This window comes from Pseudomonas sp. Wu6 (assembly GCF_019891515.1).
GTDB classification, from domain to species: Bacteria; Pseudomonadota; Gammaproteobacteria; order Pseudomonadales; family Pseudomonadaceae; genus Aquipseudomonas; species Aquipseudomonas orientalis_A.
The window spans coordinates 1-24,568 of the sequence record NZ_JAFLXH010000040.1; the positions used below are offsets into that span (position 1 = coordinate 1).

Below are 24,568 nucleotides of genomic sequence, written 5' to 3' on the forward strand. Positions count from 1 at the left end.
ATCCATGGCCCAGTGCGGCTAACCCGGCGTCCTGCCGGGTTGCCCACGGATTCAAGCCTGCGTTCGGCCAGCGTGGTTTAACGGGGCGCCTGAGATCAAGATCAAAAGCAGGTCAAGATCAAGAGCGACTCGCTTCGCATCGTGGTTACGGTTGAGCGCTACAGAGTTGTGTAGACACCTATGGCTATCGGGGGCCCCCTCCCACATGTTCTCAGGCTTCGATGCCCAGCATGTCCCGCGCCAGGGCCTCGGCAATCCGAATGCCATCGACGCCCGCCGACAGGATGCCCCCGGCATAACCCGCGCCTTCACCGGCCGGGAACAAGCCTTTCACGTTCAGGCTCTGCATCGATTCATTGCGGGTAATGCGCAGCGGCGATGAGGTGCGGGTCTCGATACCGGTCAAGACCGCGTCGTGCAGCGAGTAGCCTTTGATCTGCTTCTCGAATGCCGGCAAGGCTTCGCGGATGGCTTCGATGGCGAAGTCCGGCAGGGCCAGGGCCAAGTCACCCAGGGATACCCCCGGCTTGTAGGACGGTTCCACGCTGCCGATAGCCGTGGATGGCTTGCCTGCGATGAAATCGCCGACCAGCTGCGCCGGGGCCTCGTAATTGCTGCCGCCGAGCACGTAGGCATGGGACTCCAGGCGCTCCTGCAGTTCGATACCGGCGAGCGGTCCGCCCGGGTAGTCCACTTCGGGTGTGATGCCGACCACGATGCCTGAGTTGGCGTTGCGCTCATTACGCGAATATTGGCTCATGCCGTTGGTCACGACACGATTGGGCTCCGACGTCGCTGCCACCACGGTGCCGCCGGGGCACATGCAGAAGCTGTAGACCGAGCGACCGTTTTTGGCGTGGTGCACCAATTTGTAGTCGGCGGCACCGAGTTTCGGGTGCCCGGCGTATTTGCCCAGGCGTGCGGCGTCGATCAACGATTGCGGGTGCTCGATCCGGAAGCCCACCGAGAACGGCTTGGCCTCCATGTACACGCCACGGCTGTGAAGCATGCGGAAGGTGTCGCGGGCACTGTGGCCCAGGGCAAGGATCACGTGCCTGGAGAGGATGTGCTCGCCGCCATCGATGACCACGCCATTCAACTGGCCATCTTCGATCAGTACGTCGGTGACCCGCTGTTCGAAGCGTACTTCACCGCCCAGGGCGATGATCTGCTGGCGCATGTTTTCCACCACGCCGGTCAGGCGGAACGTGCCGATATGCGGTTTGCTGACATACAGAATCTCTTCCGGCGCACCGGCCTTGACGAACTCGTGCAGCACCTTGCGCCCGTGGAATTTCGGGTCCTTGATCTGGCTGTACAACTTGCCGTCGGAGAAGGTCCCGGCGCCGCCTTCGCCGAACTGCACGTTGGACTCGGGGTTGAGCACGCTTTTGCGCCACAGGCCCCAGGTGTCCTTGGTGCGTTGGCGCACTTCCTTGCCACGCTCGAGGATGATCGGCTTGAAACCCATCTGTGCCAGCAGCAGCCCGGCGAAGATTCCGCAGGGGCCGAAACCGACCACCACCGGCCGTTCGACCAGGCCTTGCGGTGCCTTGCCCACCACGTGGTAGCTGACATCCGGCGCCGGATTGACGTTGCGATCATCGGCAAACTTGAGCAGCAGGGCGGCTTCGTTCTTCACATTGAGGTCGACGGTGTAGATGAAGCACAGCTCCGAGGACTTCTTGCGGGCATCATAGCTGCGCTTGAACAGGGTGAAATCGAGCAGGTCATCACTGGCGATGCCCAGGCGCTGCACGATGGCAGGCCGCAGGTCCTCTTCGGGATGGTCGATGGGCAGCTTGAGTTCGGTGATTCGTAACATGACAGGATCCGGTAGGCGGCGGGCAACAAGGCCGGCTGTTTTGCAAACCGGCGATTATAAGCCCCAATAGGGTTTTTCCGTCAGGTTAAAACAGTGCGGGTGACGATCAGTCGTCCCGCGAGCCGCCAAATGCCGCGCAACCACGCTGTACCTGGCCGTTGACACGCAGCTCGGCGCTCATGTGTTGCAGGCTGCCGCTCACGCTGTCGACGCAGCGCTGCGGGGCGACCCACAATTCGATGTGCTGGTGATTGGCGTCGGTCATCAGGTTGAAGCGCCCATCGCCCAGTTGCTCTTCGACATAAGGCACCGCCAGAGGCGGCTGGCCTTCGCGCTCCAGCACCATGCCCTTGGCCGTGACGCTCATCGCCCAGGCCGGCTTATGGCCGTTTGCCCGCAGGATCATGCGTTTGAAGTCCGGGTCGTTGCAGGCCGATGTCGAGCGCTCGACACGGTACAGCTGTTGCAGGTCCACCGAGCCCTGGGTGCCGCTGGCGACGCCGGAAAACTTGCCACGCAAGTCGGCGAACAACGTGCCTTGCTGACCGGCCAGGGAGGCGGCTTCCTGCAGGATGCTGGTGCCGGCGGTATCGCTGACCACGTAGTTGCGCTGGTCCTGGCAGGGCTGGAACAACAGCTTGCCGTCAACCGCCGTCAGTTCGCCCTGCATGCGGGTCAGTCCGACAGTGGACAGCTTGGCCGGCTCGCTGTCGAACATCTGGCAAGCGGCGAACAAAGGGAACAGGGCGAGCAGGGTAAGGGTCGAGGCGGCACGCATTTTCGGTCTCCAGACAAGTGCCGTCACGTTACGCAGGCTCGCGCCGCATCACAAGCCCGCAGCCCAGCTTCAGGCGATTCTTACAAACCTGAAACTTAGCCCACGATAAACGTCTGACCGGTCTGCAAGCCCTCGACACTTTTTGCGTAGGCTAAAGCCACTTCGGCGCCGGCCACCGGTTTGAACCCACGGAAATAGGGTGCGTAGCTGTCCATGGCCTCCACCAGTACCGTCGGGCTCACGCTATTGATACGCAGCCCCCGGGGCAGTTCGATGGCCGCTGCCTTGACGAAGGCGTCCAGTGCGCCGTTGACCAGTGCCGCCGACGCGCCGGTGCGAATCGGATCACGGTTCAGAATGCCGCTGGTGAAGGTAAACGACGCGCCGTCATTGGCGAACTCCCGACCGATCAACAACAGGTTGACCTGGCCCATCAGCTTGTCACGCAAGCCCAGTTCGAAGTCGGTTGCGCTCATCTCGCCCAACGCCACGAAGTTCACGCTGCCTGCCGCGCAGATCAGCGCGTCGAACGTGCCGGTCTGCTCGAACAGCTTGCGTATCGAGGCGCTGTCGCTGATATCGACCTGGAAGTCGCCGCTGTTGCGGCCGATGGCAATCACGTCGTGACGCTGCGCCAGCTCGGCCTTGACCGCCGAACCGATCGTGCCGCCGGCACCAATCAAAAGGATTTTCATCGTGCTGTTCCTCCAGGAGTGAGATGAAGGTTAAGTCTAGAGTGGCTTTTTCCGTGGATAAACGCGCTAATGGGCAACCGTTGGTTTTCAATTGGAAACAATCAATGAGCGAAATGGACGATCTGGCGGCTTTCGCCGTATTGATCGAAGCCGGCAGTTTCACCCTGGCGGCCGAGCAACTGGGCTGCAGCAAGGGGCAATTGTCCAAGCGGATCAGCCAGTTGGAGGCGCAGTTCGGCGTGGTGTTGTTGCATCGCACCACGCGCAAGCTGAGCCTTACCGCCGCGGGTGCGGCGCTGCTGCCCCAGGCACAGGCGCTGGTGGTGCAGGTGGAACGTGCGCGTCAGGCCTTGGCGCGGCTCAAGGATGACTTGGCCGGTCCAGTGCGTATGACGGTTCCGGTTTCCCTGGGAGAGACGTTCTTCGATGGCTTGTTGCTGGAGTTTTCCAGGCAGTATCCGCAGGTGCAGATCGAACTGGAACTGAACAACAGCTATCGAGACCTGGCACGGGACGGGTTCGATCTGGGCGTGCGCTCGGGGGCCATCGAGAACGAGCGCCTGGTGGTCAAGCCGCTTTTGGCCTGGCACGAGATGACCTGCGCCAGCCCGGCCTACCTGCAACAGCACGGCGAACCGCTGCGCCCGGCGGACCTGGCGGGCCACACCTGTCTGCTCAACAGCCACTACAGCGGCCGCGAAGAATGGCTGTATCACCAGCAGCATGAGCTGTTGCGTGTGCGCGTGAGCGGCACCTTCGCGTCCAACCACTACAACCTGTTGAAGAAGGCCGCATTGGTGGGCGCTGGTATCGCGCGGCTGCCGTCGTACCTGCTGCCGACGGAACTGGCCGAGGGCCGATTATGCGCGCTGTTGCGTGACTATCAGACGCGCAGCCAGCCGATGTACCTGGTGCATCCCTACCAAGGTGGCCTGCCGCGACGCACCCAGGTGTTGGCCGACTACCTGGTGGACTGGTTCAAGCGCAGCGGTGCAACCCTGGATCGCCTTCAGCGGTAGCGCCGAGCGATCCAGTGGTCGATGGACAACCGGCCCGGGCCCTTGGCCACCAACAGTAATAACAGCGCAATCCAGGTGCCATGGGTGGGGTAGGCGTCTGGATAGACGAACAACTGAATGGTCAGGGTCATGCCAATCAAGGCCAGGGCCGAGAATCGCGTGGCCAACCCCAGCAGGATCAGTACCGGGAAGAAGTGCTCGGCAAAGGCTGCCAGGTGCGCGGCGACTTCGGGGGACAACAGTGGGACGTGGTATTCGCTGCGAAACAAGGGCAAGGTCGAGGCGGCAAGCCGGGGTTCACCCAGTTCGAAGGTGCCGCTGATCAGGTCGATGGCAAAGCCTTCAACCTTGGTTTGCCCGGACTTCCAGAACACCGCCGCAATGGAGAAGCGTGCGATAAAGGCGATCAGGCTGTAGGGGATTTTTTCGAAAAGGGCGATGGCCTGGGTCAGCAGGCCGGCAGCGGAACGGTTCATGGCGATACCTTTTATTCGAGGTGCAGATGAGTGATGGCGTCATGGCTGATCAACAGCGTCAGGCATTGATGCAGGTCGAATTCGGATGAGGCCTGCAAGGCGTGCTCCACTGCCATTTCCAGCCCCGTGCCTTGGTTCAGGCAGTTGATAAAGCTCACCGAACCGCTGTCGATGGCGAACGTCTTGACCGCTAACCCCTGGCGCAACACCACTGCATTTTGCGCAGGCCAGGGGCTGAAACCGGTGACATCGCTGTCATTCTGGTGAGCGGCCCATATCGCCACCACCGCATAGGGAGAGCGCAAGGTGGCGAGCGATGGATGCAATTGCAGGCTCAACTGCCCCAGGTTTTCTTGACCCTGCAGGTGTTGAAGAATGTGCTGCTGGCACAGCGTCGGCGTGTCGGCTGCGTGATAGGCACGTATCCGCAGGCGCTCCAGCCGTGCGATATCCGCCAGGTAGGGCACGCTGTCGGCCGGTTCGAATGCCTGGATAAAATCGGCGAGTCTGCTGCCGTACTCGTTGATCAACGGGCTGGTAGGCGGGTTAGCCTGTACGAAAAGGCTGGCCATGGCGCGGAAGAATTCATCGCCCACCAGTTGCAATGTCACCGGGTAACTGGCTGCCAGCGCATTGATCAACGAGCCCTGGACATTGTTGCGGTACACCGCAAAGCGGCTGGCGGGGTCGGCGCCGTTGCTGCTGAACAGGCCATCCGGGCAGCTACCGTGTGCCGCGAGCAGCGCATCGGCGAACGCGCTCTGAACACTCATGACATCACCTGCGCCAGGCAACGTTCGGCTTGCCGTGCCTCGGCGTGCAGCACACTGAAGGCCGGCACCTGGTTATCACGCTCGATCAGTGTGGCCACCGGCCCCGTGCGTGTGAGCACCTGTTCGTAGAGCCGCCACACCGCATCGTCGATCGGCGCACCGTGATCATCGATGAGCAGTCGTTCGCCCAGGCTGTCGGAATCTTCGGCAAAGCCGGCCAGATGTATCTCGCCGACGGCATGCAACGGTAGTGCATCGATGTAGGTCAGCGGGTCACGCTGGTGATTGATGCACGACACGTAGACGTTATTGACGTCCAGCAGCAACCCGCAGCCGGTGCGCCGGACGATTTCGCTGATGAAGTCGGTTTCGTCCAGGGTGGAGCGCTGGAACTGCACGTAAGTTGACGGGTTCTCCAGCAGCATTGGCCGCTTGAGCGTGCTTTGCAGCTGGTCGATGTGCGCGCATACCCGAGCCAGGGTTTGCGCATCGTAGGCCAGGGGCAGCAGGTCATTGATAAATACCGGGCCGTGGCTGGACCAGGCCAGGTGTTCGGAAAACGAGTGGGGTTGATAGCGATCAATCAGCCTGACCAGTCGCGCCAGGTGCTCAGGGTCGAGTGGACCTTCGCCGCCGATGGAGAGCCCCACGCCGTGCAACGACAGCGGGTAGCGTTCGCGAATCAACCCCAGGTAGTGGTGAAAAGGGCCGCCGGCAACCATGTAGTTTTCGGCATGCACTTCAAAGAAACCAATGTCGGGTGAAGTTCCGAGCACCTCAGTGAAGTGCTCGTTCTTCAGTCCCAGTCCGGCCCGACGCGGCAGGCCGGGTACCTGAGCCTGGGAGATGGCTTGCAGGGATGAAAGGGTCATCATCAGTACTCAGGTTACGCGGGGTTTCAGGACTTTGCGCTGAAAGCTGCTTCCTGGCCGAAACCGGTCGGCGAGGTGGTGCTTGGGGTCTTGAGGCAGGTACCGGCTGGGACCAGTTTCCAGGCGTTGGCCTGGTCCTTGGTTTTGGACGTGCCGGCGCAGGAAGTGCCGGCGCCGGCGGCGCAGTCGTTCTTGCCGGCTTCGGCGACACCGAAGCATTTCTGCATGTCGTCGGCGGCATGGGCGGTGGTGGTCAGGCCGGACAGGCTCAGGGCTGAACCAAGGGCAAGGACGAGGGTAGCGGCGGACAGTTTGGTGGTCATGGTGTGTCTCCAGCAGCGGGTTGAGGTGGCAGGCTTGATTGCTTGCTCACACCACTAGAGACGGTACGGAGAAATTCGTTACAACGGCGTAGGAGAAATCTTTTTAAATCGTCAATAAAAAAAGGAGTCGGTTTCCCGGCTCCTTTCATGGTCGTTACACTGCGAAGTCATCAACCGCCCAGATAGGCTTCACGCACCTTCGGATCGGTCAGCAACTGCTCGCCAGTGCCCTGCATCACCACCCGGCCGTTCTCCAGTACATAGGCGCGGTCGGCGATTTTCAGTGCCTGGTTGGCGTTCTGCTCCACCAAAAACACCGTCACGCCGTCCTTGCGCAGTTGTTCGATGATGTCGAAGATCTGCTGGATGATGATCGGTGCCAGGCCCAAAGATGGCTCGTCCAGCAGCAACAGCTTGGGCTTGCTCATCAACGCGCGGCCGATGGCGAGCATTTGCTGCTCGCCGCCGGACATGGTGCCGCCGCGCTGGCTGAAGCGTTCCTTGAGACGGGGGAACAGGTGCAGCACCTTGTCCATCTGCTCCTGGTAGTCGCCCTTGTCGGTAAAGAACCCGCCCATGGCCAGGTTTTCCTCCACGGTCAGGCGCGAGAACACGCGACGGCCTTCCGGTACCACCGCAATGCTCTTGCGCATGATCTGCGACGACTGCTGGCCCACCAGCTCTTCACCCATGTAGCGGATGCTGCCGCTGTGAGCCTGGGGCGAGCCGCACAGGGTCATCAGCAGGGTGGACTTGCCGGCACCGTTGGCGCCGATCAGGGTCACGATCTCTCCCTGGCGCACTTCCACGTTGACGCTGTGCAGGGCCTGGATCTTGCCGTAGAAAGTGGAAACGTTTTCGAATTGCAGCATTTTACGCTTCCCCCAGATAGGCTTTGATCACTTCGGGATTGTCGCGGATCTGCTCCGGCGTCCCGTCGGCCAGCGGCGTGCCCTGGTTGATCACCACGATATGGTCGGAAATGCTCATGACCAGTTTCATGTCGTGTTCGATCAACAGCACGGTGGCGTTGTTTTCCTCACGCAACACGCCGATCAGCGCCTTGAGGTCTTCGGTTTCCTTGGGGTTCAGGCCGGCCGCCGGTTCGTCGAGCATCAGGATCCGCGGGCGGGTCATCATGCAGCGGGCGATTTCCAGGCGGCGTTGCTGGCCGTAGGCGAGGGTGCCGGCCGGACGGTTGGCGAACTCGGTGAGATTGACCTTGTCCAGCCAGTATTCCGCGTACTCCATGGCCTCGCGCTCGCTCTTGCGGAACGCCGGGGTCTTGAACAGGCCTGCGAAGAAGTTGGTGTTCAGGTGACGGTGCTGGGCGATCAGCAGGTTCTCGACCGCCGTCATGTCCTTGAACAAACGCACGTTCTGGAAGGTTCGCACCACACCCTTGCGGGCGATTTCGTGACCGGCCAGGCCCTGGATCGGCTGACCGTCCAGCAGGATATTGCCGCCGCTCGGCTTGTAGAAACCGGTGAGGCAGTTGAACACCGTGGTCTTGCCGGCGCCGTTCGGGCCGATCAGCGCCACAACCTGTTTCTCCTTGACGGTCAGGGCAACGCCATTGACCGCCAGCAAGCCGCCGAAGCGCATGCTCAGATTTTCGACTTTCAGGATCTCGCGGCTCATTTGCGCAGCTCCATGTGTGGACGTTGCATGGGCAGCAGGCCTTGAGGGCGCCAGATCATCATCAGCACCATGAGTGCACCGAACATCAACATGCGGTATTCACTGAAGTCGCGCATCAGTTCCGGGAGCAGCGTCATTACCACGGCAGCCAGAATAACGCCCAGTTGTGAACCCATTCCGCCCAATACGACAATCGCCAGAATGATCGCCGACTCGAGGAAGGTAAACGACTCAGGTGTAACCAGCCCCTGACGGGCAGCAAAGAAGCTGCCGGCAAAACCGGCGAATGTCGCCCCGAGGGTAAATGCCGAGAGTTTGATCACTGTCGGGTTCATGCCCAAAGCACGGCAGGCGATCTCGTCTTCACGTAATGCCTCCCAGGCTCGGCCGATCGGCATGCGCAGTAAGCGATTGATCACGAACAAGGTCGCAAGCACCAGCAACAGCGCAATCAGATAGAGGAACACTATCTTGTCAGATCCGCTGTAAACCAAACCGAAGTACTCATGAAACGTTTGTCCGCCATCAGGCGCAGTTTTATCGAGCGGAAGACCGAAAAACGTTGGCTTGGGAATGTTGCTTATGCCGTTCGGCCCACCGGTGAGGTCAGTCAGGTTGCGAAGAAACAGACGAATTATTTCCCCGAAGCCGAGCGTCACGATTGCCAGGTAGTCGCCGCGCAGTCGCAACACTGGGAAACCCAGAAGGAAACCGAAGGTGGCAGCCATCATTCCGGCAATTGGCAGGCAGATCCAGAAGCCCCAGCCGAGGTAGTGCGACAGCAGTGCGTAGGTGTAAGCGCCAACAGCGTAAAAGCCTACGTAACCCAGGTCGAGCAAACCCGCCAGACCCACCACAATGTTCAACCCCAGCCCAAGCATCACGTAAATCAGGATCAAGATACCGATATCCACCGCACCTCGAGAGCCAAAAAATGGCCATACGAGGGCGGCGGCGATCAGGGCGATGATGATGTAACGCTGTGTACGCGGGAGGGTCAGGAATTGGCTGACCTTGGGTGAAACCAACGGACCACGATTGCGTTTGAATAACCCACCCAGCTGGTGGGTAAACAGTACCCGCAAAAACATCAGAACCGAACACACCGCGATGATGCTCAACGTCAGCGGCCCGGTGCCATGCACTTCCAGGTTGATCCCGACAATGCTCAGCTTGAGGCCGAGTACCGGAAAGGCCACGGCCCATACCAGCAAGGCGCTGAAAAACGCCGATTTAAGATATCTGCTCATACTTTCTCAACCTCCGGACGGCCCAGGATGCCGGTCGGACGGAACAACAACACCAGAACCAACAAGCCGAATGCCACGACGTCCTTGTACTGGTCACCGAAGATATCGGCGCCGAAGGCTTCGGCCACGCCCAGCACCAGCCCGCCGAGCATGGCGCCCGGGATGCTGCCGATGCCGCCCAGTACCGCCGCGGTAAAGGCCTTGAGGCCCACCAGGAAGCCGGCGTTGGGGTTGATCACGCCGTACTGCATGCTCAGCAACACGGCAGCAACGGCTGCGAGTGCGGCGCCGATCACGAAGGTCAGGGCGATGATGTTGTTGGTGTTGATGCCCAGCAGGTTGGCCATCTTGATGTCTTCGGCGCAGGCCCGGCAGGCGCGCCCCAGACGGGAGCGGGAAATGAACAGCGTGAGGCCGAGCATGGCCACCAGAGTGACGATGAAGACCAGGATCTGCATGTAGGAAATCAGCACTTCTTCCGCACCACCGGGACCGAAGGAAATGCTCCCCGGAATCAGGTTGGGAATCGACTTGTCCTTGGAGTCCTGGGACAGCAATACGGTGTTCTGCAGGAAAATCGACATGCCGATGGCGGAAATCAGCGGGATCAACCGGTTGCTGCCACGCAGGGGGCGGTAGGCAACACGCTCGATACTGTAGCCATAGGCACTGGTCACGACGATCGATGCCAGGAACGCAGCGGTCATCAACAGCGGCAGGGAGTGGATACCCATCATGGCCAGCCCGGCAAGGGCGATGAAGGCCACGTAGGAACCAATCATGTACACCTCGCCATGGGCGAAGTTAATCATTCCAATGATGCCGTAAACCATTGTGTAGCCAATGGCTATCAAGGCATAGGTGCTGCCAATGGTCAGGCCATTAACCAGCTGTTGGAAAAAATGATAGATCTCAGGCATTACAGCGCTCCTAAAAACCCGATACGCATTTCACTGGTGGAGTCATGTTCCGGCCCTGCGCTGTGTTCTGTGAGCACATTTGCACAAAGCGTTTGCCAGCGAACCGCTGGTGACGGTTTTAAGATTTTCAGGTGAGCCAGCGCCCGGATCGCGGGTGACAGGCCCATAAACCTCGTAAAACAAAGCCCACTGCTCTCACAGTGGGCTTGTTGGACCAGTAACGCCTGGCTTACTGAGGGGAAACTTCGGTTTTTGGTTTGCCGAAGTGCCATTCATAGACCACGAACTTGAAGTCCTTCAGGTCGCCCTTGGCGTCGAAGCTCAGTTCGCCGGTAGGGGTCTTGAAGGTACCGGCGTGGATGGCTTCGGCCACCTTGGCGGTGTCTTCGCTCTTGGCGGCCTTGATACCGCCGGCGATCACTTCGATGGCCGAGTAGGCCGGGAACACGAACGGACCGGTCGGGTCCTGCTTGTTCTTGGCAAACTCTTCAACGATGGCTTTGTTGGCAGGGTCGGTGTCGAAGGATTTCGGCAGGGTCACCAGCAGGCCTTCGGAAGCGCCCTGGGCGATTTGCGAGATGGAGTCGTTGCCGACGCCTTCAGGGCCCATGAACTTGGCGTTCAGGCCTTTTTCCTTGGCTTGGCGCAGGATCAGGCCCAGCTCAGGGTGGTAGCCGCCGTAGTAGACGAAGTCGACGTTGGCTTGCTTGAGTTTCTGGATGATCGAGGAGAAGTCCTTGTCACCGGCGTTCAGGCCTTCGAAGACGGCAACCTTGACGCCTTTTTCTTCAAGGGTTTTCTTCACGGCGCTGGCGATGCCTTCACCGTATTGCTGCTTGTCGTGCAGTACGGCAACGATCTTCGGCTTCACGTGGTCGGCGATGTAGTTGCCGGCCGCCGGGCCTTGTGCGCTGTCCAGGCCGATGGTGCGGAAGATCAGCTTGTAGCCACGGGCGGTGATTTCCGGGCTGGTGGCTGCCGGGGTAATCATGATGACGCCTTCGTCTTCATAGATATCCGACGCGGGCTGAGTGGAGCTGGAGCAGAGGTGACCGACCACGAACTTGACGCCGTCATTGACCACTTTGTTGGCGACGGCAACGGCCTGTTTCGGATCGCAGGCGTCATCGTATTCCTTGGCTTCAAGCATTTTGCCGTCTACGCCGCCCTTGGCGTTGATGTCGGCGATGGCCTGCTTGGCACCCATGAATTGCATGTCGCCGTATTGCGTTACGGGACCGGTCTTGGGACCCGCGATACCGATCTTGATGGTATCGGCTGCGAACGAATGGCCGGCAACCCCAGCCAGGACCATAGCGGCAAACAGTTTGGAAATCTGCTTAGTAGCCTTATTCATAGTGCTCCACTCTTACTGTTGTATTTTTTATAGTTCTAGCGGCCTTGTGAGCTGCAGAACCGGATCGGATATCGCGGATATCCCCCCGGCATTGCCCTGGCAACTGTACCGGTACAGTGTAGAGCGCCGGTTGATCGCTTGAAAAGCTGGCTGTCGGGGGCAAAACCGGGTTGTGTCGCTTAAATGAAAGAAAAAGACAGAATTGCGCCGGGGTTATACCAGCCTTTCAAGCATTCCCTGGCTTTTCCGACGCTTTCAATCGCTACCTCATTTGCTACTGGGTTTTTCTGACTGAGCCACGACGCTATGATTGCGCCGATTTTTTACTCAGGTGAACTCCCATGACGCAAGAACCTAGCACCCTCTATGCCAAGCTGCTCGGTGAAACCGCCGAAATTTCCTGGAAGGAGCTCGAACCGTTCTTTGCCAAGGGTGCCCTATTGTGGGTCGATGCCGGGCTGGATTTGATCGAAGCGGCCGAGGCGATGGCCGAAGACAATCGCGATAAAGTCGCTGCCTGGCTGGCCGCGGGGAGCGTTGGCGAAGTGTCTGCGACGCGGGCGTTGGACCTGGTCGAGCGTGACCCGGGCCTGTGGGCGGTGGTGGTTTCGCCGTGGATTTTGATCCAGGAAAGGGCGGCATAAGAAAGTCGTGATCAAAAAGGGTGCACCGCTCGCGCTTGGGCAAGTGTGTAGCGGAGTAACCGCTTGGCCAGTGATGGCAACTTGCCGTAGAGAAAGGTCACAGCCTGACGGTGACGTTAACGTCACGGGAACAGTTGGGAAGCCGGGGTAAGTGCCGGGAAATTGTTTCAAGGTATTGGGCGTGGCCGCTTCAGCGAATGGGCCTCACCGTGGAAGGCGGGCTCACGCGCGCCGGTGCAGGTGCCTTGGGCGAAGCCGCGTCTTTATTGGCGGCTGCGCTGAACGTGTGCAGCGGGTTGCGTATCTGCATGCCCTGCATCACCCCGATGATTTCGCTGAAGGCCACCGCCGGGCTCAGCAGATAACCCTGAATGAAATCGCAGCCATGCTGCAGCAACAGTTCGAATTGCGCCTGGGTTTCCACCCCTTCGGTCACCACTTCCAGATGCAGCGTATGGGCCATGCCGATAATCGCCTGGACGATTTCGCTGTCGGCGGTGGACTTGGGAACATCCTGGATAAACGAGCGGTCGATCTTCAAGGTGGTGAGGGGCAGTCGCTTGAGGTAGGCCAGCGATGAATAGCCCGTGCCGAAGTCATCGATGGCCAGGGACACGCCCAGGGCGCGGATCTGCCGCAACAAGGCCAGGGTGCTGCTGATATTGCCCATCAACGCGTTTTCGGTGACTTCCAGCTCCAGGCGATTGGCGGCAATGCTGGCAAAGCGCAGGGCGGCTTCGATTTCGTCCGCCAGTTCATCCCGGGCCAGGTTCAGGGCCGAGCAGTTCACGGACATGGTCAGCTCGGTGTAGCCGCGATCAGACAGCAGGCTCAGGTCATGACAGGCCTGGCGCAAGACCCAGTGGTCCAGTTCGGCAATCAGCCCGTTGCTCTCGGCAATCCCGATAAACCGGTCCGGCGCCAGCAGGCCGTGTTGCGGATGCTGCCAGCGCACCAGGGCCTCCAGGCGCGTGACCTTGCCGAGCTTCATGTCGAAGATCGGCTGATAGAACAGCACCAGCTCGTTACGCGTGCGCAGGGCGGCGCGCAGTTCTTCTTCCAGTTGCAGCTCCAGGAAGGCGCGGGTTTTGAGGTTGGAACTGAAGAAGTGCAGGCTGTTGCGCCCGGCGTCCTTGGATTGGTAAAGCGCAAGGTCAGCGGTTTTCAGCAGTTCTTCACAGGTCTGGCCATCGTCGGGAAACAGGCTGATGCCGATGCTGGTGGTCATGACCATGCGCCGGCCGGCCAGCTCGATGGGTTCTTTCATCTTTTGCATGATGCGCTGGGCCATGTGCCGCGCTTCGTCGCGATGATGGATGTTGATCAGGATGCAGAACTCATCCCCGCCAAAGCGCGCCACCACGTCGGCATGGCTGCGCACCGAGCTTTTGATATGGCTGGCCAGCACGGTGAGCAGTTGATCGCCGGCATCGTGCCCGAGGCTGTCGTTGATACGCTTGAAATGGTCAATGTCGAGGAAGATCACCGCCATCATGCCGTTGGAGGCGGTTTTTTCAGCGACCTTTTCCGCAAAGATCTGGTTGAAGCCGCGCCGGTTGAGCAAGCTGGTCAGCGCGTCGTAATGGGCGACCTGCTGCAATGAGGCCCGAGCCTGGTCCAGTTCGCTGAGCAGCGCGTTGACCCGGCGCAGATCGCGTTCCTTGTGCTGCAGTTTTTTGTCCGCCAGGGCGGCGCTGATGCTGCTGCCGATCACCAGCAAGGTAATCACCGCCACCGACAGGCCCAGTTGCATGGGGTTGTTGTCCACCGGCAGTGACAGATTCACGCCGTTGGGTACCAGCATTTGCATGGCCGCCATGCCGGTGAAATGCATGCTCAGGATACCGGCGCCCAGCACCAGGCTGGCGGCGTATTTGAGCAGTTGGTGAAACACGCCGGCACCGTTGCGCAGGTAGCTCGACAGCAACAACGCCGCCAGGCTCGCGCCGATGGCAATCGCCACCGACGCCATGAACAGCCCGGATTCGAAGTACACCTGGGCCTGTGAGCGCATGGACGACATGCCGACGTAGTGCATCAGCGCGATGCCCAGTCCCATCCACACTGAGGCCAGCACGTACTGGTGCAAGCGCAGGCGCGCGTGACTGAGGGTCTGCATGGCGAACAGCGAAGCGATCAGAGCGATGACCAGCGAGACGAAGGTCATGAGCAATTCGTAATGAATGGCGATGGGCGCCTGGAATGCCAGCATGCTGATGAAATGCGTCGACCAGATACCGCCCGCCAGGCAACCCGCGCCCAACCAACGCCAGCGGCGGCGGGCGGTGGGGTCTTCCACATGGCCGACGCGTTCGGCCATATCCAGCGTGCCGAAGCCCGCCGCGCAGGCGACCAGATAAGCCAGCAGCACCAGAAAGGGGTTATGACTGCAATTGAGTAATAAGTGCCCGTTGTCTGGAAGCTCGGTGAAAAAGTGCAGCCCCAGCCATTCCATAGCGTGTCCCGTCATAGCGTCCCGTCACTGCCTCAGGCGGTGACCTATGAGATCGAGTATAGAAGCCTCGCGGGATTTGCCATGAATAATGGCACTTTGATTCAATTCTTTTTGCATGGCGCCCATAGCGTTTGATGCTAAGCGCTGATGGGCAGATCCAGTTCGAAAGGTCGTTCCTCGAGGGGCGCCAGACCGAAAGCGGCGCGGGCGGTATCGCAGTCGACGTTGTGCACGCCCTGGCTCCACGAGGCGTCGAATTCGCGGCAGGGGCTTGAGCGCTGTTCATAGATGGAACAGCGCGTGCCTTTGCCCACTTCACCCTCGAGGCTGCAGCAGCGTGCGGGCTTCTGGTCGGTGCCGATCATTGCCACGCGCGTGGGGTTGATCTGCACCACCAGGTCATCGGGCACCGTACCGCCCGATGAGGCGCATTCGCCCCAGAAGAAAGACACGCGAAAGTGTGAACAGCAGGCACCGCAATTCAGACACGGACTGGCTTCGGACATGGGCGTCATCGATTAAGAGTAGGGAAGGGGAACTGCGGGAAGGCTCGCCATTCTATCTGGGCCGTGGCCGTTGGGAAGGGGGGCGCACAGATATATTTTCGTAGGGAAAGTCCCGTAATTTCGGGGATATCACGCCCTATCAGCTTTACGAATCATTACAGACAAGCGCCGCCGGCCTGACTATGTTGCAGCTACTGAGCAGGATGCAGTGGGCATCGCAGCTCTCATAACAATAAAGAGACGGACCCATGCAGAACTCGACCCAAGCGGCGAATGCCTGGCGCATTCTGTTCCTGCTGTTCCTCGCCAACCTGTTCAACTTCTTTGACCGCACCATTCCCGCGATCATCATCGAGCCGATCCGCATGGAGTGGCATCTGAGCGACTTCCAGCTCGGCATCATCGGCACCTCTTTCACCATCGTTTATGCCATCGCCGGACTGCCGCTGGGGCGCTTGGCCGACACGGGGTCGCGCAGCAAACTGATGGGCTGGGGCCTGTTTGCCTGGAGCGGGCTGACGGCGGTCAATGGCCTGGTCGGCAGTTTCTGGAGCTTCCTGCTGGTGCGCATGGGCATCGGCATCGGGGAAGCCAGCTATGCCCCCGCCGCCAATTCGTTGATCGGCGATCTGTTTCCCGCCCACCGCCGCGCGCGTGCCATGGGGATCTTCATGCTCGGCCTGCCGTTGGGCTTGTTGCTGGCATTCTTCACCATCGGCGCGATGGTCAAGGCGTTCGACAGCTGGCGTGCGCCGTTCTTTATTGCCGCGGTGCCGGGGCTGATCCTCGCGGTGTTCATGTTCTACATCAAGGAGCCCAAACGCGGCGCGGCGGAATCGGTGCAAGTGTCCCAGGAACGGGTCGACCGTCCGATCCGCCGTGTGCTGGCGGTGCCGACTTTCCTGTGGCTGGTGCTGGCCGGGTTGTGCTTCAACTTCGCCACCTACGCGTGCAACTCATTCCTTGTGCCGATGCTGCAACGCTATTTCCTGATGCCTTTGCAGGAGGCGGCGGTGGCCACCGGTGTGATCGTCGGCCTGACTGGTCTGGTGGGCCTGACCCTGGGGGGCTGGATTGCCGACAAGATCCACCAGCGGGTCGCCAATGGCCGGCTGCTGTTCGCCGCGTGCAGCCTGATCATCTCCACGGTCACCACCGCCTGGGCTTTGCATGCCGGGCGTATCGAGATCGGGGTGTTCGTCTTGCTGTTCAGCGTGGGCTGGCTGTTTGCGTACAACTTCTATACCTGCGTGTACACGGCGATTCAGGACGTGGTTGAACCGCGTCTGCGGGCCACGGCGATGGCGTTGTTCTTTGCCGGTTTGTATCTGCTGGGTGGGGGGATGGGGCCGATTGTGGTGGGCGGGTTGTCTGATCATTTTGCGCATGCGGCGATGTACGCGGCGGGGGCTGAGCAGATGACCGAGGCTTATAAGGCGGTGGGGTTGCATGACGCCATGTATCTGATCCCGGTGGCGTTGTTTCTGACTATGCTGTTTTTGTTTCAGGCTTCGCGCAGTTTTGTGCGTGATGCCAGGCGGATGAAGGAAGGGTTGAGTGCGGTGCAGGTGCCGGCTGCTGCGGCGACTGCTTGAGACCGAGGTGAGTGTATCGGGGCCCCCTCCCACATTTTGATTTGTGAACGCAGTCAAGTGTGGGAGGGGCGGTGCGACGATTCGACTTGCCCCCGATGGCGGCCTCTGGGCCGACCAGGATGTTGGATCAGACCGAGTACATATCCGTTTCTGCGGTCACGGCTGCTAATGGTTCCGCTTTTACAGCGGCCCACTTTTGAAAAGCGCAAAAGTAAGCAAAACGCTCTTGCCCCACCACTCGGCACCTCGCCTAGGCTCGGTGTGCCCTCTCTCCGGCTTGAATCCGTGGGCCGCCGCAATGGGCCATCCCTGGCCCAGTGCGGCTAACCCGGCGTCCTGCCGGGTTACCCACGGATTCAAGCCTGCGTTCGGCCAGCGTGGTTTAACGGGGCGCCTAAGATCAAGATCAAAAGCAGATCAAGAGCAAGAGCGGCTCGCTTCGCATCGTGGTTACTGCAGGCTTCTATAGCCTACAAAGTTGTGTAGATGCCCCGATGAGGCGCTGAAGGCTTATAAAAAAAACCCGTGTTCAGTTAAGCGTACATCGCCCTCTGTAGGAGCGAGCTTGCTCGCGAAAAACGTCAACGATAACGCGTGTTTCCTGATTGAACGCGGCGCCTGTGGTTTTTCGCGAGCAAGAGCTAGGCGCCCCCTCGCTCCTACAAAAAGCCTTAACTGAACGGCATTACGCATTGTGTGCGGGCCTTTCTTTTTCAGCAGTCAGTGATCAACCCGCCACCAGCACTCGAATCGCTTCCAGTCGCAACGCGGCCTTGTCGAGCATGGCCAGGCCTTGCTCGCGCTGGTTGCGCAGTGCCACCAACTCGCTGTCGCGTACGGTCGGGTTGACCGCTTGCAGGGCGGTCAAGCGCGCCAGTTCTTCGTCGGTGTCGGCTGCCAGGCGACGCTTGGCCTCGGCCACGCGCTCGGCGTGACGCGGGGCGATTTTCTCTTCGCCGGCGTTGATGCGCGGCGTCAACTGGTCGCGCTGGGCCTGCACGAATTTGTTGGCGCTGGCACGCGGCACGCTTTCCAACTGGTCGTTCAAGGTCACGAACGACACGCGGCCGGACAGGTCATTGCCGTTGGCATCCAGCAGGCAGCGCAGGGCCGCCGGCGGCAGGTAGCGACCCAGTTGCAGCGAGCGCGGGGCAACCACCTCGCTGACATACAGCAGTTCCAGCAAGACGGTGCCCGGCTTGAGCGCCTTGTTCTTGATCAGCGCCACGGCGGTGTTGCCCATGGAGCCGGACAGCACCAGGTCCATGCCGCCTTGCACCATCGGGTGTTCCCAGGTGATGAACTGCATGTCTTCACGCGACAGCGCCTGGTTGCGGTCGTAGGTGATGGTCACGCCTTCGTCGTCGCCCAGGGGGAAGCTGGCGTCGAGCATCTTTTCGCTGGGTTTCAAGATCAGCGCGTTTTCCGAATGGTCTTCGCTGTCGATGCCGAAGGCGTCGAACAGGGTTTCCATGTAGATCGGCAGGGCGAACTGGTCGTCCTGCTCGAGGATGTCCTCGACCAGCGCATCGCCTTCACCGGCGCCGCCGGAGTTGAGTTCCAGCAAGCGGTCGCGGCCGGTGTGCAGTTCCTGTTCCAGACGCTCACGCTCGGCACGGGCCTCGTCGATCAGCGCTTGCCACTCGCCGTCGTCGGCGTTCTCCAGCAGCGGCAGCAGGCGTGGGCCGAACTGATGCTGCAAGGCGTTGCCGGTCGGGCAGGTATTGAGGAACGCGTTCAGCGCTTCGTGGTACCACTGGAACAGGCGCTCTTGCGGGCTGGTTTCCAGGTACGGCACGTGCAGTTCGATCACGTGTTTCTGGCCGATCCGGTCCAGACGGCCGATGCGCTGTTCCAGCAGGTCGGGGTGGGACGGCAGGTCGAACAGCACCAGGTGGTGGGAGAACTGGAAGTTGCGGCCTTCACTGCCGATTTCCGAGCAGATCAGCACCTGGGCGCCAAATTCTTCATCGGCGAAGTACGCTGCGGCGCGGTCGCGTTCGAGGATGTTCATGCCTTCGTGGAACACCGTGGCCGGGATGCCGGAACGTACGCGCAGGGCGTCTTCCAGGTCCATGGCGGTTTCGGCGTGGGCGCAGATCACCAGGACCTTGGTGCGCTTGAGCATTTTCAGCTGGTCGATCAGCCACTCGACACGCGGGTCGAAGCGCCACCAGCGGTGCTCTTCCTCGATGTCCGGTTGCGCCTGGAAGCTGACTTCGGGGTACAGCTCGGCATGTTCGCCCAGCGGCAACTCCATGTATTCGTCCGGGTTCGGCAGCGGGTAGGCGTGCAGTTTGCGCTCCGGGAAGCCTTGTACGGCGGCGCGGGTGTTGCGAAACAGCACGCGGCCGGTGCCGTGGCGGTCGAGCAGCTCACGCACCAGGCGCGCGCTGGCTTCGGTGTCGCCATCGTTGACGGCGGTCAGCAAGGCTTCGCCTTCGTTACCAAGGAAACCCTGGATGGTCTTGTGCGCGGCAGGCGACAAGCGGCCCTTGTCGAGCAGCTCCTGCACGGCTTCGGCCACCGGGCGGTAGTTCTCGCTCTCGGCGCGGAAGGCGTGCAGGTCGTGGAAACGGTTCGGGTCGAGCAGGCGCAGGCGCGCGAAGTGGCTGTCCTGGCCGAGTTGTTCCGGGGTAGCGGTGAGCAGCAGCACGCCGGGAATCACTTCGGCGAGTTGTTCGACCAGCGAATATTCGGCGCTGGCCTTGTCTTCATGCCACACCAGATGGTGGGCTTCGTCGACCACCAGCAGGTCCCAACCGGCCGCGAACAGTGCGTCCTGGGCCTTCTCGTCGTCCACCAGCCATTCCAGGGCGACCAGCGCCAGCTGAGTGTCTTCGAACGGGTTGGTGGCATCGCTTTCGATAAAGCGTTCTTCGTCAAACAGTGCAACCTGCAGGTTGAAGCGGCGGCGCATTTCCACCAGCCACTGGTGCTGCAGGTTTTCCGGGACCAGGATCAACACGCGGCTGGCGCGGCCCGAGAGCAACTGGCGATGGATCACCAGGCCCGCTTCGATGGTCTTGCCCAGGCCCACTTCGTCGGCCAGCAATACCCGTGGCGCGATACGGTCGGCGACTTCACGGGCGATGTGCAGTTGGTGCGCGATCGGTTGCGCACGCACGCCGCCCAGGCCCCACAGCGAGGACTGCAGTTGGCGGCTGGTATGTTCCAGGGTGTGGTAGCGCAGCGAGAACCAGGCCAGCGGGTCGATCTGCCCGGCGAACAGGCGGTCGCTGGCAAGGCGGAACTGGATGAAGTTGGACAGTTGGGTTTCCGGCAGCGTGACCTGCTCGTTCTGCCCGTTGAGGCCGTGGTAGACCAGCAGGCCGTCGACGTCGTCGACTTCCTGTACGGTCATTTTCCAGCCTTCGAAATGGGTGATGCTGTCGCCCGGCGAAAACCTCACGCGGGTGAGGGGCGCATTCCGTAGCGCATACTGGCGAGTGTCGCCAGTGGCCGGATAGAGCACGGTCAACAAGCGGCCGTCCTGTGCCAGAACGGTGCCTAACCCCAGCTCTGCTTCGCTGTCACTAATCCAGCGTTGCCCCGGTTGATACTGCTGCGCCATGCTGCCTGACTCCCGCCGTGAAAAAGCCGACTATCTTAACGGAACAAGGCCCCACGCCCAAGGACTCTGACGAAAACTACTGGGTTGGTGCGTACGCCCGCCGGCTAAATCGACGGGTGGCGGGCACTCACAACTGTCGACTGGGTCACAGCTTGGCGAGCGCGCGCTCAAGTCGCCCAGGGGCGCGCCGACAGCCTGTTGATCAGGAGAATCAAGATTATGTTGCCACCCATGCTGCCCGTCAGTGTCGTGCCGGTCACGTCGCAACTCGATCCGGTGCGCCAGAAGCCGGATATCCCGCCCGTCGTGCCGGTTCAACCGGGCTCCAACGAGAGCACCATCGACTTGAAAAAGGGCGATGCGGAGCAGTCGACCTTTCTGCTGCGCGAAGAACAACGCCGCCAGCAAGAGCAGCAAAAACGTCAGCGTGAAGCTGGCGACGACCCTGAGCAGCACCTGCCGATTCCCGGCGATCTGCTCAACGCCGACAACACCGTGCCCGTGGCGCCGCTGATTGAAGACGCGCCACGCCAGGGCTTGTGGGTCGACATCGAGGTTTAGTCGCGCAGTGCTCGCAAGGCCTCCAGCAGTAACGCGCAGTCCCGGTCGTCGTTGAGTGGGCTGACGGAGACTCGCGCAATGCTGTTCAGCCCGCGCGCCTGCATGTCCAGTGGTGTGTAGGCAACACCATTGGCGCCGATGTTGATGCGCTGCAAGCCCAGGCGCTGCTTGAGTTCGAAGGCGTCCCAACCGGTCAGGTTGAAGGCGATCAGTCCGGACTGCAGCGTGCCCATGTCATGCAAGGAAATCCCCGGTATCTGGCGCAGCCCTTCGCGGATTCGCGCGCTGGTGCGCGAGACGCCTTCCCATACCTGCTCGATCCCCAGTTGATTGATCTCCTGCAAGGCATTGCCGAGTCCGGCCAGCAAGGCAAAGGACGCTTCGCTGGTTTCGAAGCGCCGCGCGTCGTTGCGCACATCGAAACCTGCGGCGGTCCAGGGGGCTGAAAACACATCGCGCTGGGCAGGATTCAGGCGCTGCAAAAACGCCGGCCTTACATACAACAGTGCCGTGCCCCGAGGCCCGCGCAGGTGCTTGCGGCCGGCGCACTTGAGCACATCGCAGTGCAGCGCCTGTACATCCACAGGCACCTGGCCAAGCGCTTGGCCAGCGTCGATAAAGTAGGGGATGGCGTGACGCCGCGCCACTTCGCCGATGGCCTGGGCAGGGTTGATCAGGCCACCGTTGGCCGGCAGCCAAGTGAGGTTGATCAACTTCACGTCGGCGTCGATCATCGCCTCCAGCGCCACCGGGCACACTGCGCCGGCCGCGTCGCAGGGGATGACGTCGATTCGGGCACCTGCTTGCACGGCCATTGCCATGCTCGCCAGGTTACCGCCCCATTCATGCCGGCCGACCAGGATGCGGTCACCTGGCTGCCATGGGCCCAGGGCCTGGAACGCCAGGTTCCAGGCCGTCGAGCCACTGCTGGCGAAGGCAATCGAGGACGCGGGCGCATTGAGCAATTGCGCGGCGGCGTGACGGGCCTGCTCCACCAGCACGGCGCCATGTTCGCCAGCCTCCATCGGACCGTCCTGGGCTTCGCGTTGCAGTTGCGCGACGATGGCGTCGAGGGTGGCCTGGCTGGGCAGAGAAGCACCGGCATGATTGAAGTGCACGGTGCCGGCCTGGCAGCCGGGCGTGGCCGCTCGCAGTTGTCGGATGGCCAGCGGGGTCACGGTTGCAACTCGACAATGGCGTCGACTTCCACGGCCACGCCCGCCGGCAAACTGCTCACGCCGACGGCGGTGCGCACATGCTGGCCTTTGTCACCGAGGGCGTTGACCAACAGGTTCGACGCGCCATTGGCGACCGCGCTCTGGCGCTGGAAATCGGCGGTGCAGGCGATGAATACCCCCAGCTTCACGATGCGCACCACGCGCGACAAGTCATCGCCCAGGGCCTCGCTCAGTTGCCCGAGCAGGCCCAGCGCCGCGAGTTCTGCCGCCTGCGCGCCTTGTTGATCATCCAGCGTGTCGCCGACGCGGCCGACGTAGGCGGGCCTGCCATCGAGCAGGGGAATTTGCCCGGAAATGAAGAGTTGGTGCCCGCTGACGACATGGTTGATGTAGTTGGCCGCCGGTTGGCTGGCAGTCGGCAGTGTCAGGCCAAGGGCGTGAACGCGTTGACGGATGGAGTCGCTCATGATGCAACCTCTTGAGGGGTGAGGTTCCAGCATGTTGGCTGCACGGGTGGTCTACAAACGGATAGATCTCAACCGACGCATCGAAAAAAATCATGCGTCGGCGCAGGTTTCCTGCAGCCACTGAATAAAACATGCCGCTGCTTCGCTCGGCGGACTGTGGGGCGTGATCAGCCAGTAGCCGATCTCACTGTGATAATGCGGCCAGTCGAACGCCTCCACCAGGCTGCCGTCGCGAAGCTTGCGCTGGATCAGGCGATGGCGGCCCATGGCGATTCCCTGGCCGGCCACGGTGGCTTCGACCACGATGTTGTAGTCATGCAGCATCACGCGAGGGTGGCGCTCGAGGTCGACCTGATAATGCTGCGACCAATCCGTCCACTCGAACGGGCGGTGTGAGGTGGCCATCAACAGCGGGCTATCGTGGCATTGGCCGGCCTTGAAGGCCGGGCTGCATACCGGTGACAGGGTTTCGGTCATCAGTCGCGTGGCGTGCACGTCGGGCCAGTCACCCTTGCCGTAACGGATGGCCAGGTCAACCTCGGCACCGGCGACGTTGGCCAATTGAATGGCGGGCAGCAATTCAACCTGGATATGCGGGTAGCGATTGAGAAACTCCGCCAGGCGCGGCGCCAGCCACAGCGTGGCGAAGGACGCCAGCAAGCCGACGCGCAGCAGGCTGGGGCCGGGTACTGCTTTTTGGTGGCGGGTGGCGGTTGCAATGGCATCCAGGGCCGGGCGGATTTCGTTGTAGTAATGCTGGCCGTCCACCGTCAGATCTATCGCACGTGTGCGCCGGATAAACAGCGGTTTGCCCAAGTGTTGCTCAAGTTTCTGCACGTGGTGGCTCAGGGCGCTCTGGGTTACCGACAACTCATTTGCCGCCTTGATAAAGCTCAAGTGCCGCGCCACAGCCTCAAAGGCGCGCAGGGCCAGCAACGGAGGAAGGTCCTTGTGCAGTGCCACCGGGTTGCGTCTCCTGGGGAGGAAGGAAGGTGCCGATTCTGGTCGATGCCCTGCATTTTGTCGCCCGCTGATTTGCCGTCGGGCGCGGGAGACCGCATTATTGGGCATTCCCGCCATAACGTAAGCCAAGCCATGAGTGACGACGACAAGCTGATCGACCTGAATGCCGAACGCGCCAAGCGCGTGCATGACCTTAATGACAAACGCCTGAACGAAGTGCGCCAGGCATTTGAACAGGCGATGCCCTTGGGTAAAGCCAAGAAGAAGTCGAAGAACAAGCCGAAAAAACGTTGAATCAACTGGCCTTGATTGATCCAGGTCAGTTATTGCCCTTCTTTACGCCCCGTCGCGGGCGACATTGATCCCCGTCAATTTTCCATTCCGCCTTCTCCATTAACTTAGCCCTATCGCAACAGGGCAAGTGCAGGAGGCCGGTCATGTTTATCGATAATGTGGTATTTGCCGGAGTGCTGACCGTAAGCCTCATGGTGCTGTTTTTTGTTGGATTCGGATTTTTTATCTGGAAAGACGCAAACAAGCGTAAAAAACCTTAGGTTTTTCCGGATGACAGGGCACGCAAGGCATTTTGGGCGACTTCGGTCGCCCTTTTTTTTGCCTATCGTTCCCACGCTCTGCGTGGGAATGCCGCCTCGGCCGCTCCGCGTCCCGCTGTTGAGGCCCGCGCATGGGTGACGC

The 24,568-nt window shown here is 60.9% G+C and carries 24 protein-coding genes; 6 read left to right on the plus strand and 18 right to left on the minus strand.

What is annotated here, in order from left to right; genetic code table 11:
* Positions 1-211 precede the first annotated feature (211 nt).
* The 3 genes from J1G34_RS22725 to J1G34_RS22735 all read right to left on the minus strand — a co-directional run bounded on the left by J1G34_RS22725 (position 212) and on the right by J1G34_RS22735 (position 3,298).
* Positions 212-1,825 (minus strand): NAD(P)/FAD-dependent oxidoreductase, encoded by a 1,614-nt coding sequence (locus J1G34_RS22725; protein WP_065893403.1) that lies wholly within the window; start codon positions 1,823-1,825, stop codon positions 212-214.
* Positions 1,826-1,931: 106 nt separating this feature from the next.
* Positions 1,932-2,603, minus strand: coding sequence for a COG3650 family protein (locus J1G34_RS22730; RefSeq protein WP_065886135.1), 672 nt, complete (start codon positions 2,601-2,603; stop codon positions 1,932-1,934).
* Positions 2,604-2,698: 95 nt separating this feature from the next.
* Entirely contained in the window at positions 2,699-3,298 is a 600-nt protein-coding gene (locus J1G34_RS22735) for a short chain dehydrogenase (RefSeq protein ID WP_222994665.1), read from the minus strand.
* 104 nt (positions 3,299-3,402) lie between these two features.
* Between J1G34_RS22735 and J1G34_RS22740 the strand changes: the two genes are divergently transcribed.
* A complete protein-coding gene (locus J1G34_RS22740) occupies positions 3,403-4,317 on the plus strand; it encodes a LysR family transcriptional regulator (RefSeq protein WP_065893405.1) in 915 nt (304 codons plus the stop codon).
* Here J1G34_RS22740 and J1G34_RS22745 read toward each other — a convergent pair.
* From J1G34_RS22745 to J1G34_RS22785, 9 genes are all read right to left on the minus strand, one after another.
* On the minus strand, positions 4,308-4,793 hold the full coding sequence (locus J1G34_RS22745) for a DoxX family protein (RefSeq protein ID WP_065893406.1): 486 nt from the start codon (positions 4,791-4,793) through the stop codon (positions 4,308-4,310). The two genes, J1G34_RS22740 and J1G34_RS22745, sit on opposite strands and share 10 nt — an antisense overlap.
* Positions 4,794-4,804: 11 nt before the next feature.
* Positions 4,805-5,566: an HvfC/BufC N-terminal domain-containing protein gene (locus J1G34_RS22750; RefSeq protein ID WP_065897013.1), complete on the minus strand. Its 762-nt coding sequence runs from the start codon at positions 5,564-5,566 to the stop codon at positions 4,805-4,807.
* Entirely contained in the window at positions 5,563-6,441 is an 879-nt protein-coding gene (bufB, locus tag J1G34_RS22755; protein WP_222994666.1) for an MNIO family bufferin maturase, read from the minus strand. The genes J1G34_RS22750 and bufB overlap by 4 nt, the downstream gene beginning before the upstream one ends.
* Before the next feature lie 23 nt (positions 6,442-6,464).
* Positions 6,465-6,761: a BufA1 family periplasmic bufferin-type metallophore gene (locus tag J1G34_RS22760; RefSeq protein ID WP_122463793.1), complete on the minus strand. Its 297-nt coding sequence runs from the start codon at positions 6,759-6,761 to the stop codon at positions 6,465-6,467.
* Between the two features lie 170 nt (positions 6,762-6,931).
* On the minus strand, positions 6,932-7,633 hold the full coding sequence (locus J1G34_RS22765; RefSeq protein ID WP_010212366.1) for an ABC transporter ATP-binding protein: 702 nt from the start codon (positions 7,631-7,633) through the stop codon (positions 6,932-6,934).
* A gap of 1 nt (position 7,634) precedes the next feature.
* The gene (gene livG / locus J1G34_RS22770) at positions 7,635-8,402 is read right to left on the minus strand and encodes a high-affinity branched-chain amino acid ABC transporter ATP-binding protein LivG (RefSeq protein WP_065893410.1); all 768 of its coding nucleotides are present in this window, start codon (positions 8,400-8,402) and stop codon (positions 7,635-7,637) included.
* Positions 8,399-9,652 carry a high-affinity branched-chain amino acid ABC transporter permease LivM gene (locus J1G34_RS22775; protein WP_065886144.1) on the minus strand — a complete coding sequence of 418 codons (1,254 nt, stop codon included), beginning with the start codon at positions 9,650-9,652 and terminating at the stop codon, positions 8,399-8,401. The genes livG and J1G34_RS22775 overlap by 4 nt, the downstream gene beginning before the upstream one ends.
* Positions 9,649-10,572, minus strand: a complete 924-nt coding sequence (gene livH, locus J1G34_RS22780; RefSeq protein WP_065886145.1) for a high-affinity branched-chain amino acid ABC transporter permease LivH — start codon at positions 10,570-10,572, stop codon at positions 9,649-9,651. The genes J1G34_RS22775 and livH overlap by 4 nt, the downstream gene beginning before the upstream one ends.
* 229 nt (positions 10,573-10,801) lie before the next feature.
* Positions 10,802-11,929 (minus strand): branched-chain amino acid ABC transporter substrate-binding protein, encoded by a 1,128-nt coding sequence (locus tag J1G34_RS22785; protein ID WP_065886146.1) that lies wholly within the window; start codon positions 11,927-11,929, stop codon positions 10,802-10,804.
* 341 nt (positions 11,930-12,270) lie between these two features.
* Between J1G34_RS22785 and J1G34_RS22790 the strand changes: the two genes are divergently transcribed.
* Positions 12,271-12,573: a DUF2288 domain-containing protein gene (locus tag J1G34_RS22790; protein ID WP_065886147.1), complete on the plus strand. Its 303-nt coding sequence runs from the start codon at positions 12,271-12,273 to the stop codon at positions 12,571-12,573.
* Positions 12,574-12,763: 190 nt separating this feature from the next.
* Here the strand turns inward: J1G34_RS22790 and J1G34_RS22795 are convergent, their stop codons facing one another.
* Together J1G34_RS22795 and J1G34_RS22800 are read right to left on the minus strand one after the other, a co-directional pair.
* Positions 12,764-15,028: a putative bifunctional diguanylate cyclase/phosphodiesterase gene (locus tag J1G34_RS22795; RefSeq protein ID WP_122483360.1), complete on the minus strand. Its 2,265-nt coding sequence runs from the start codon at positions 15,026-15,028 to the stop codon at positions 12,764-12,766.
* Positions 15,029-15,165: 137 nt separating this feature from the next.
* Complete coding sequence (locus J1G34_RS22800; RefSeq protein ID WP_065893413.1) at positions 15,166-15,534, minus strand: YkgJ family cysteine cluster protein; 369 nt, start codon at positions 15,532-15,534, stop codon at positions 15,166-15,168.
* A gap of 248 nt (positions 15,535-15,782) precedes the next feature.
* Here J1G34_RS22800 and J1G34_RS22805 point away from each other — a divergent pair, with 248 nt between their 5' ends.
* The gene (locus tag J1G34_RS22805) at positions 15,783-17,129 is read left to right on the plus strand and encodes a spinster family MFS transporter (protein WP_065897015.1); all 1,347 of its coding nucleotides are present in this window, start codon (positions 15,783-15,785) and stop codon (positions 17,127-17,129) included.
* A gap of 727 nt (positions 17,130-17,856) precedes the next feature.
* Here the strand turns inward: J1G34_RS22805 and rapA are convergent.
* The gene (gene rapA, locus J1G34_RS22810) at positions 17,857-20,703 is read right to left on the minus strand and encodes an RNA polymerase-associated protein RapA (RefSeq protein WP_065886151.1); all 2,847 of its coding nucleotides are present in this window, start codon (positions 20,701-20,703) and stop codon (positions 17,857-17,859) included.
* A 219-nt stretch (positions 20,704-20,922) separates the two neighbouring features.
* On the opposite strand from rapA, the gene J1G34_RS22815 reads away from it, so the two are divergent.
* A complete protein-coding gene (locus tag J1G34_RS22815) occupies positions 20,923-21,264 on the plus strand; it encodes an aspartate-semialdehyde dehydrogenase (RefSeq protein ID WP_065893415.1) in 342 nt (113 codons plus the stop codon).
* On the opposite strand, the gene J1G34_RS22820 is transcribed toward J1G34_RS22815, so the two are convergent.
* From J1G34_RS22820 to J1G34_RS22830, 3 genes are all read right to left on the minus strand, one after another.
* On the minus strand, positions 21,261-22,442 hold the full coding sequence (locus tag J1G34_RS22820; RefSeq protein ID WP_222994667.1) for an aminotransferase class V-fold PLP-dependent enzyme: 1,182 nt from the start codon (positions 22,440-22,442) through the stop codon (positions 21,261-21,263). The genes J1G34_RS22815 and J1G34_RS22820 overlap by 4 nt on opposite strands.
* Positions 22,439-22,909, minus strand: coding sequence for a RidA family protein (locus tag J1G34_RS22825; protein WP_130138536.1), 471 nt, complete (start codon positions 22,907-22,909; stop codon positions 22,439-22,441). The genes J1G34_RS22820 and J1G34_RS22825 overlap by 4 nt, the downstream gene beginning before the upstream one ends.
* Before the next feature lie 90 nt (positions 22,910-22,999).
* A complete protein-coding gene (locus J1G34_RS22830) occupies positions 23,000-23,872 on the minus strand; it encodes a LysR substrate-binding domain-containing protein (protein WP_222994668.1) in 873 nt (290 codons plus the stop codon).
* A 132-nt stretch (positions 23,873-24,004) separates the two neighbouring features.
* Between J1G34_RS22830 and J1G34_RS22835 the strand changes: the two genes are divergently transcribed.
* The gene (locus tag J1G34_RS22835; protein WP_090408332.1) at positions 24,005-24,166 is read left to right on the plus strand and encodes a hypothetical protein; all 162 of its coding nucleotides are present in this window, start codon (positions 24,005-24,007) and stop codon (positions 24,164-24,166) included.
* 143 nt (positions 24,167-24,309) lie between these two features.
* Complete coding sequence (gene ccoM / locus J1G34_RS27420; protein ID WP_017530457.1) at positions 24,310-24,426, plus strand: cytochrome c oxidase subunit CcoM; 117 nt, start codon at positions 24,310-24,312, stop codon at positions 24,424-24,426.
* Positions 24,427-24,568: the final 142 nt, after the last annotated feature.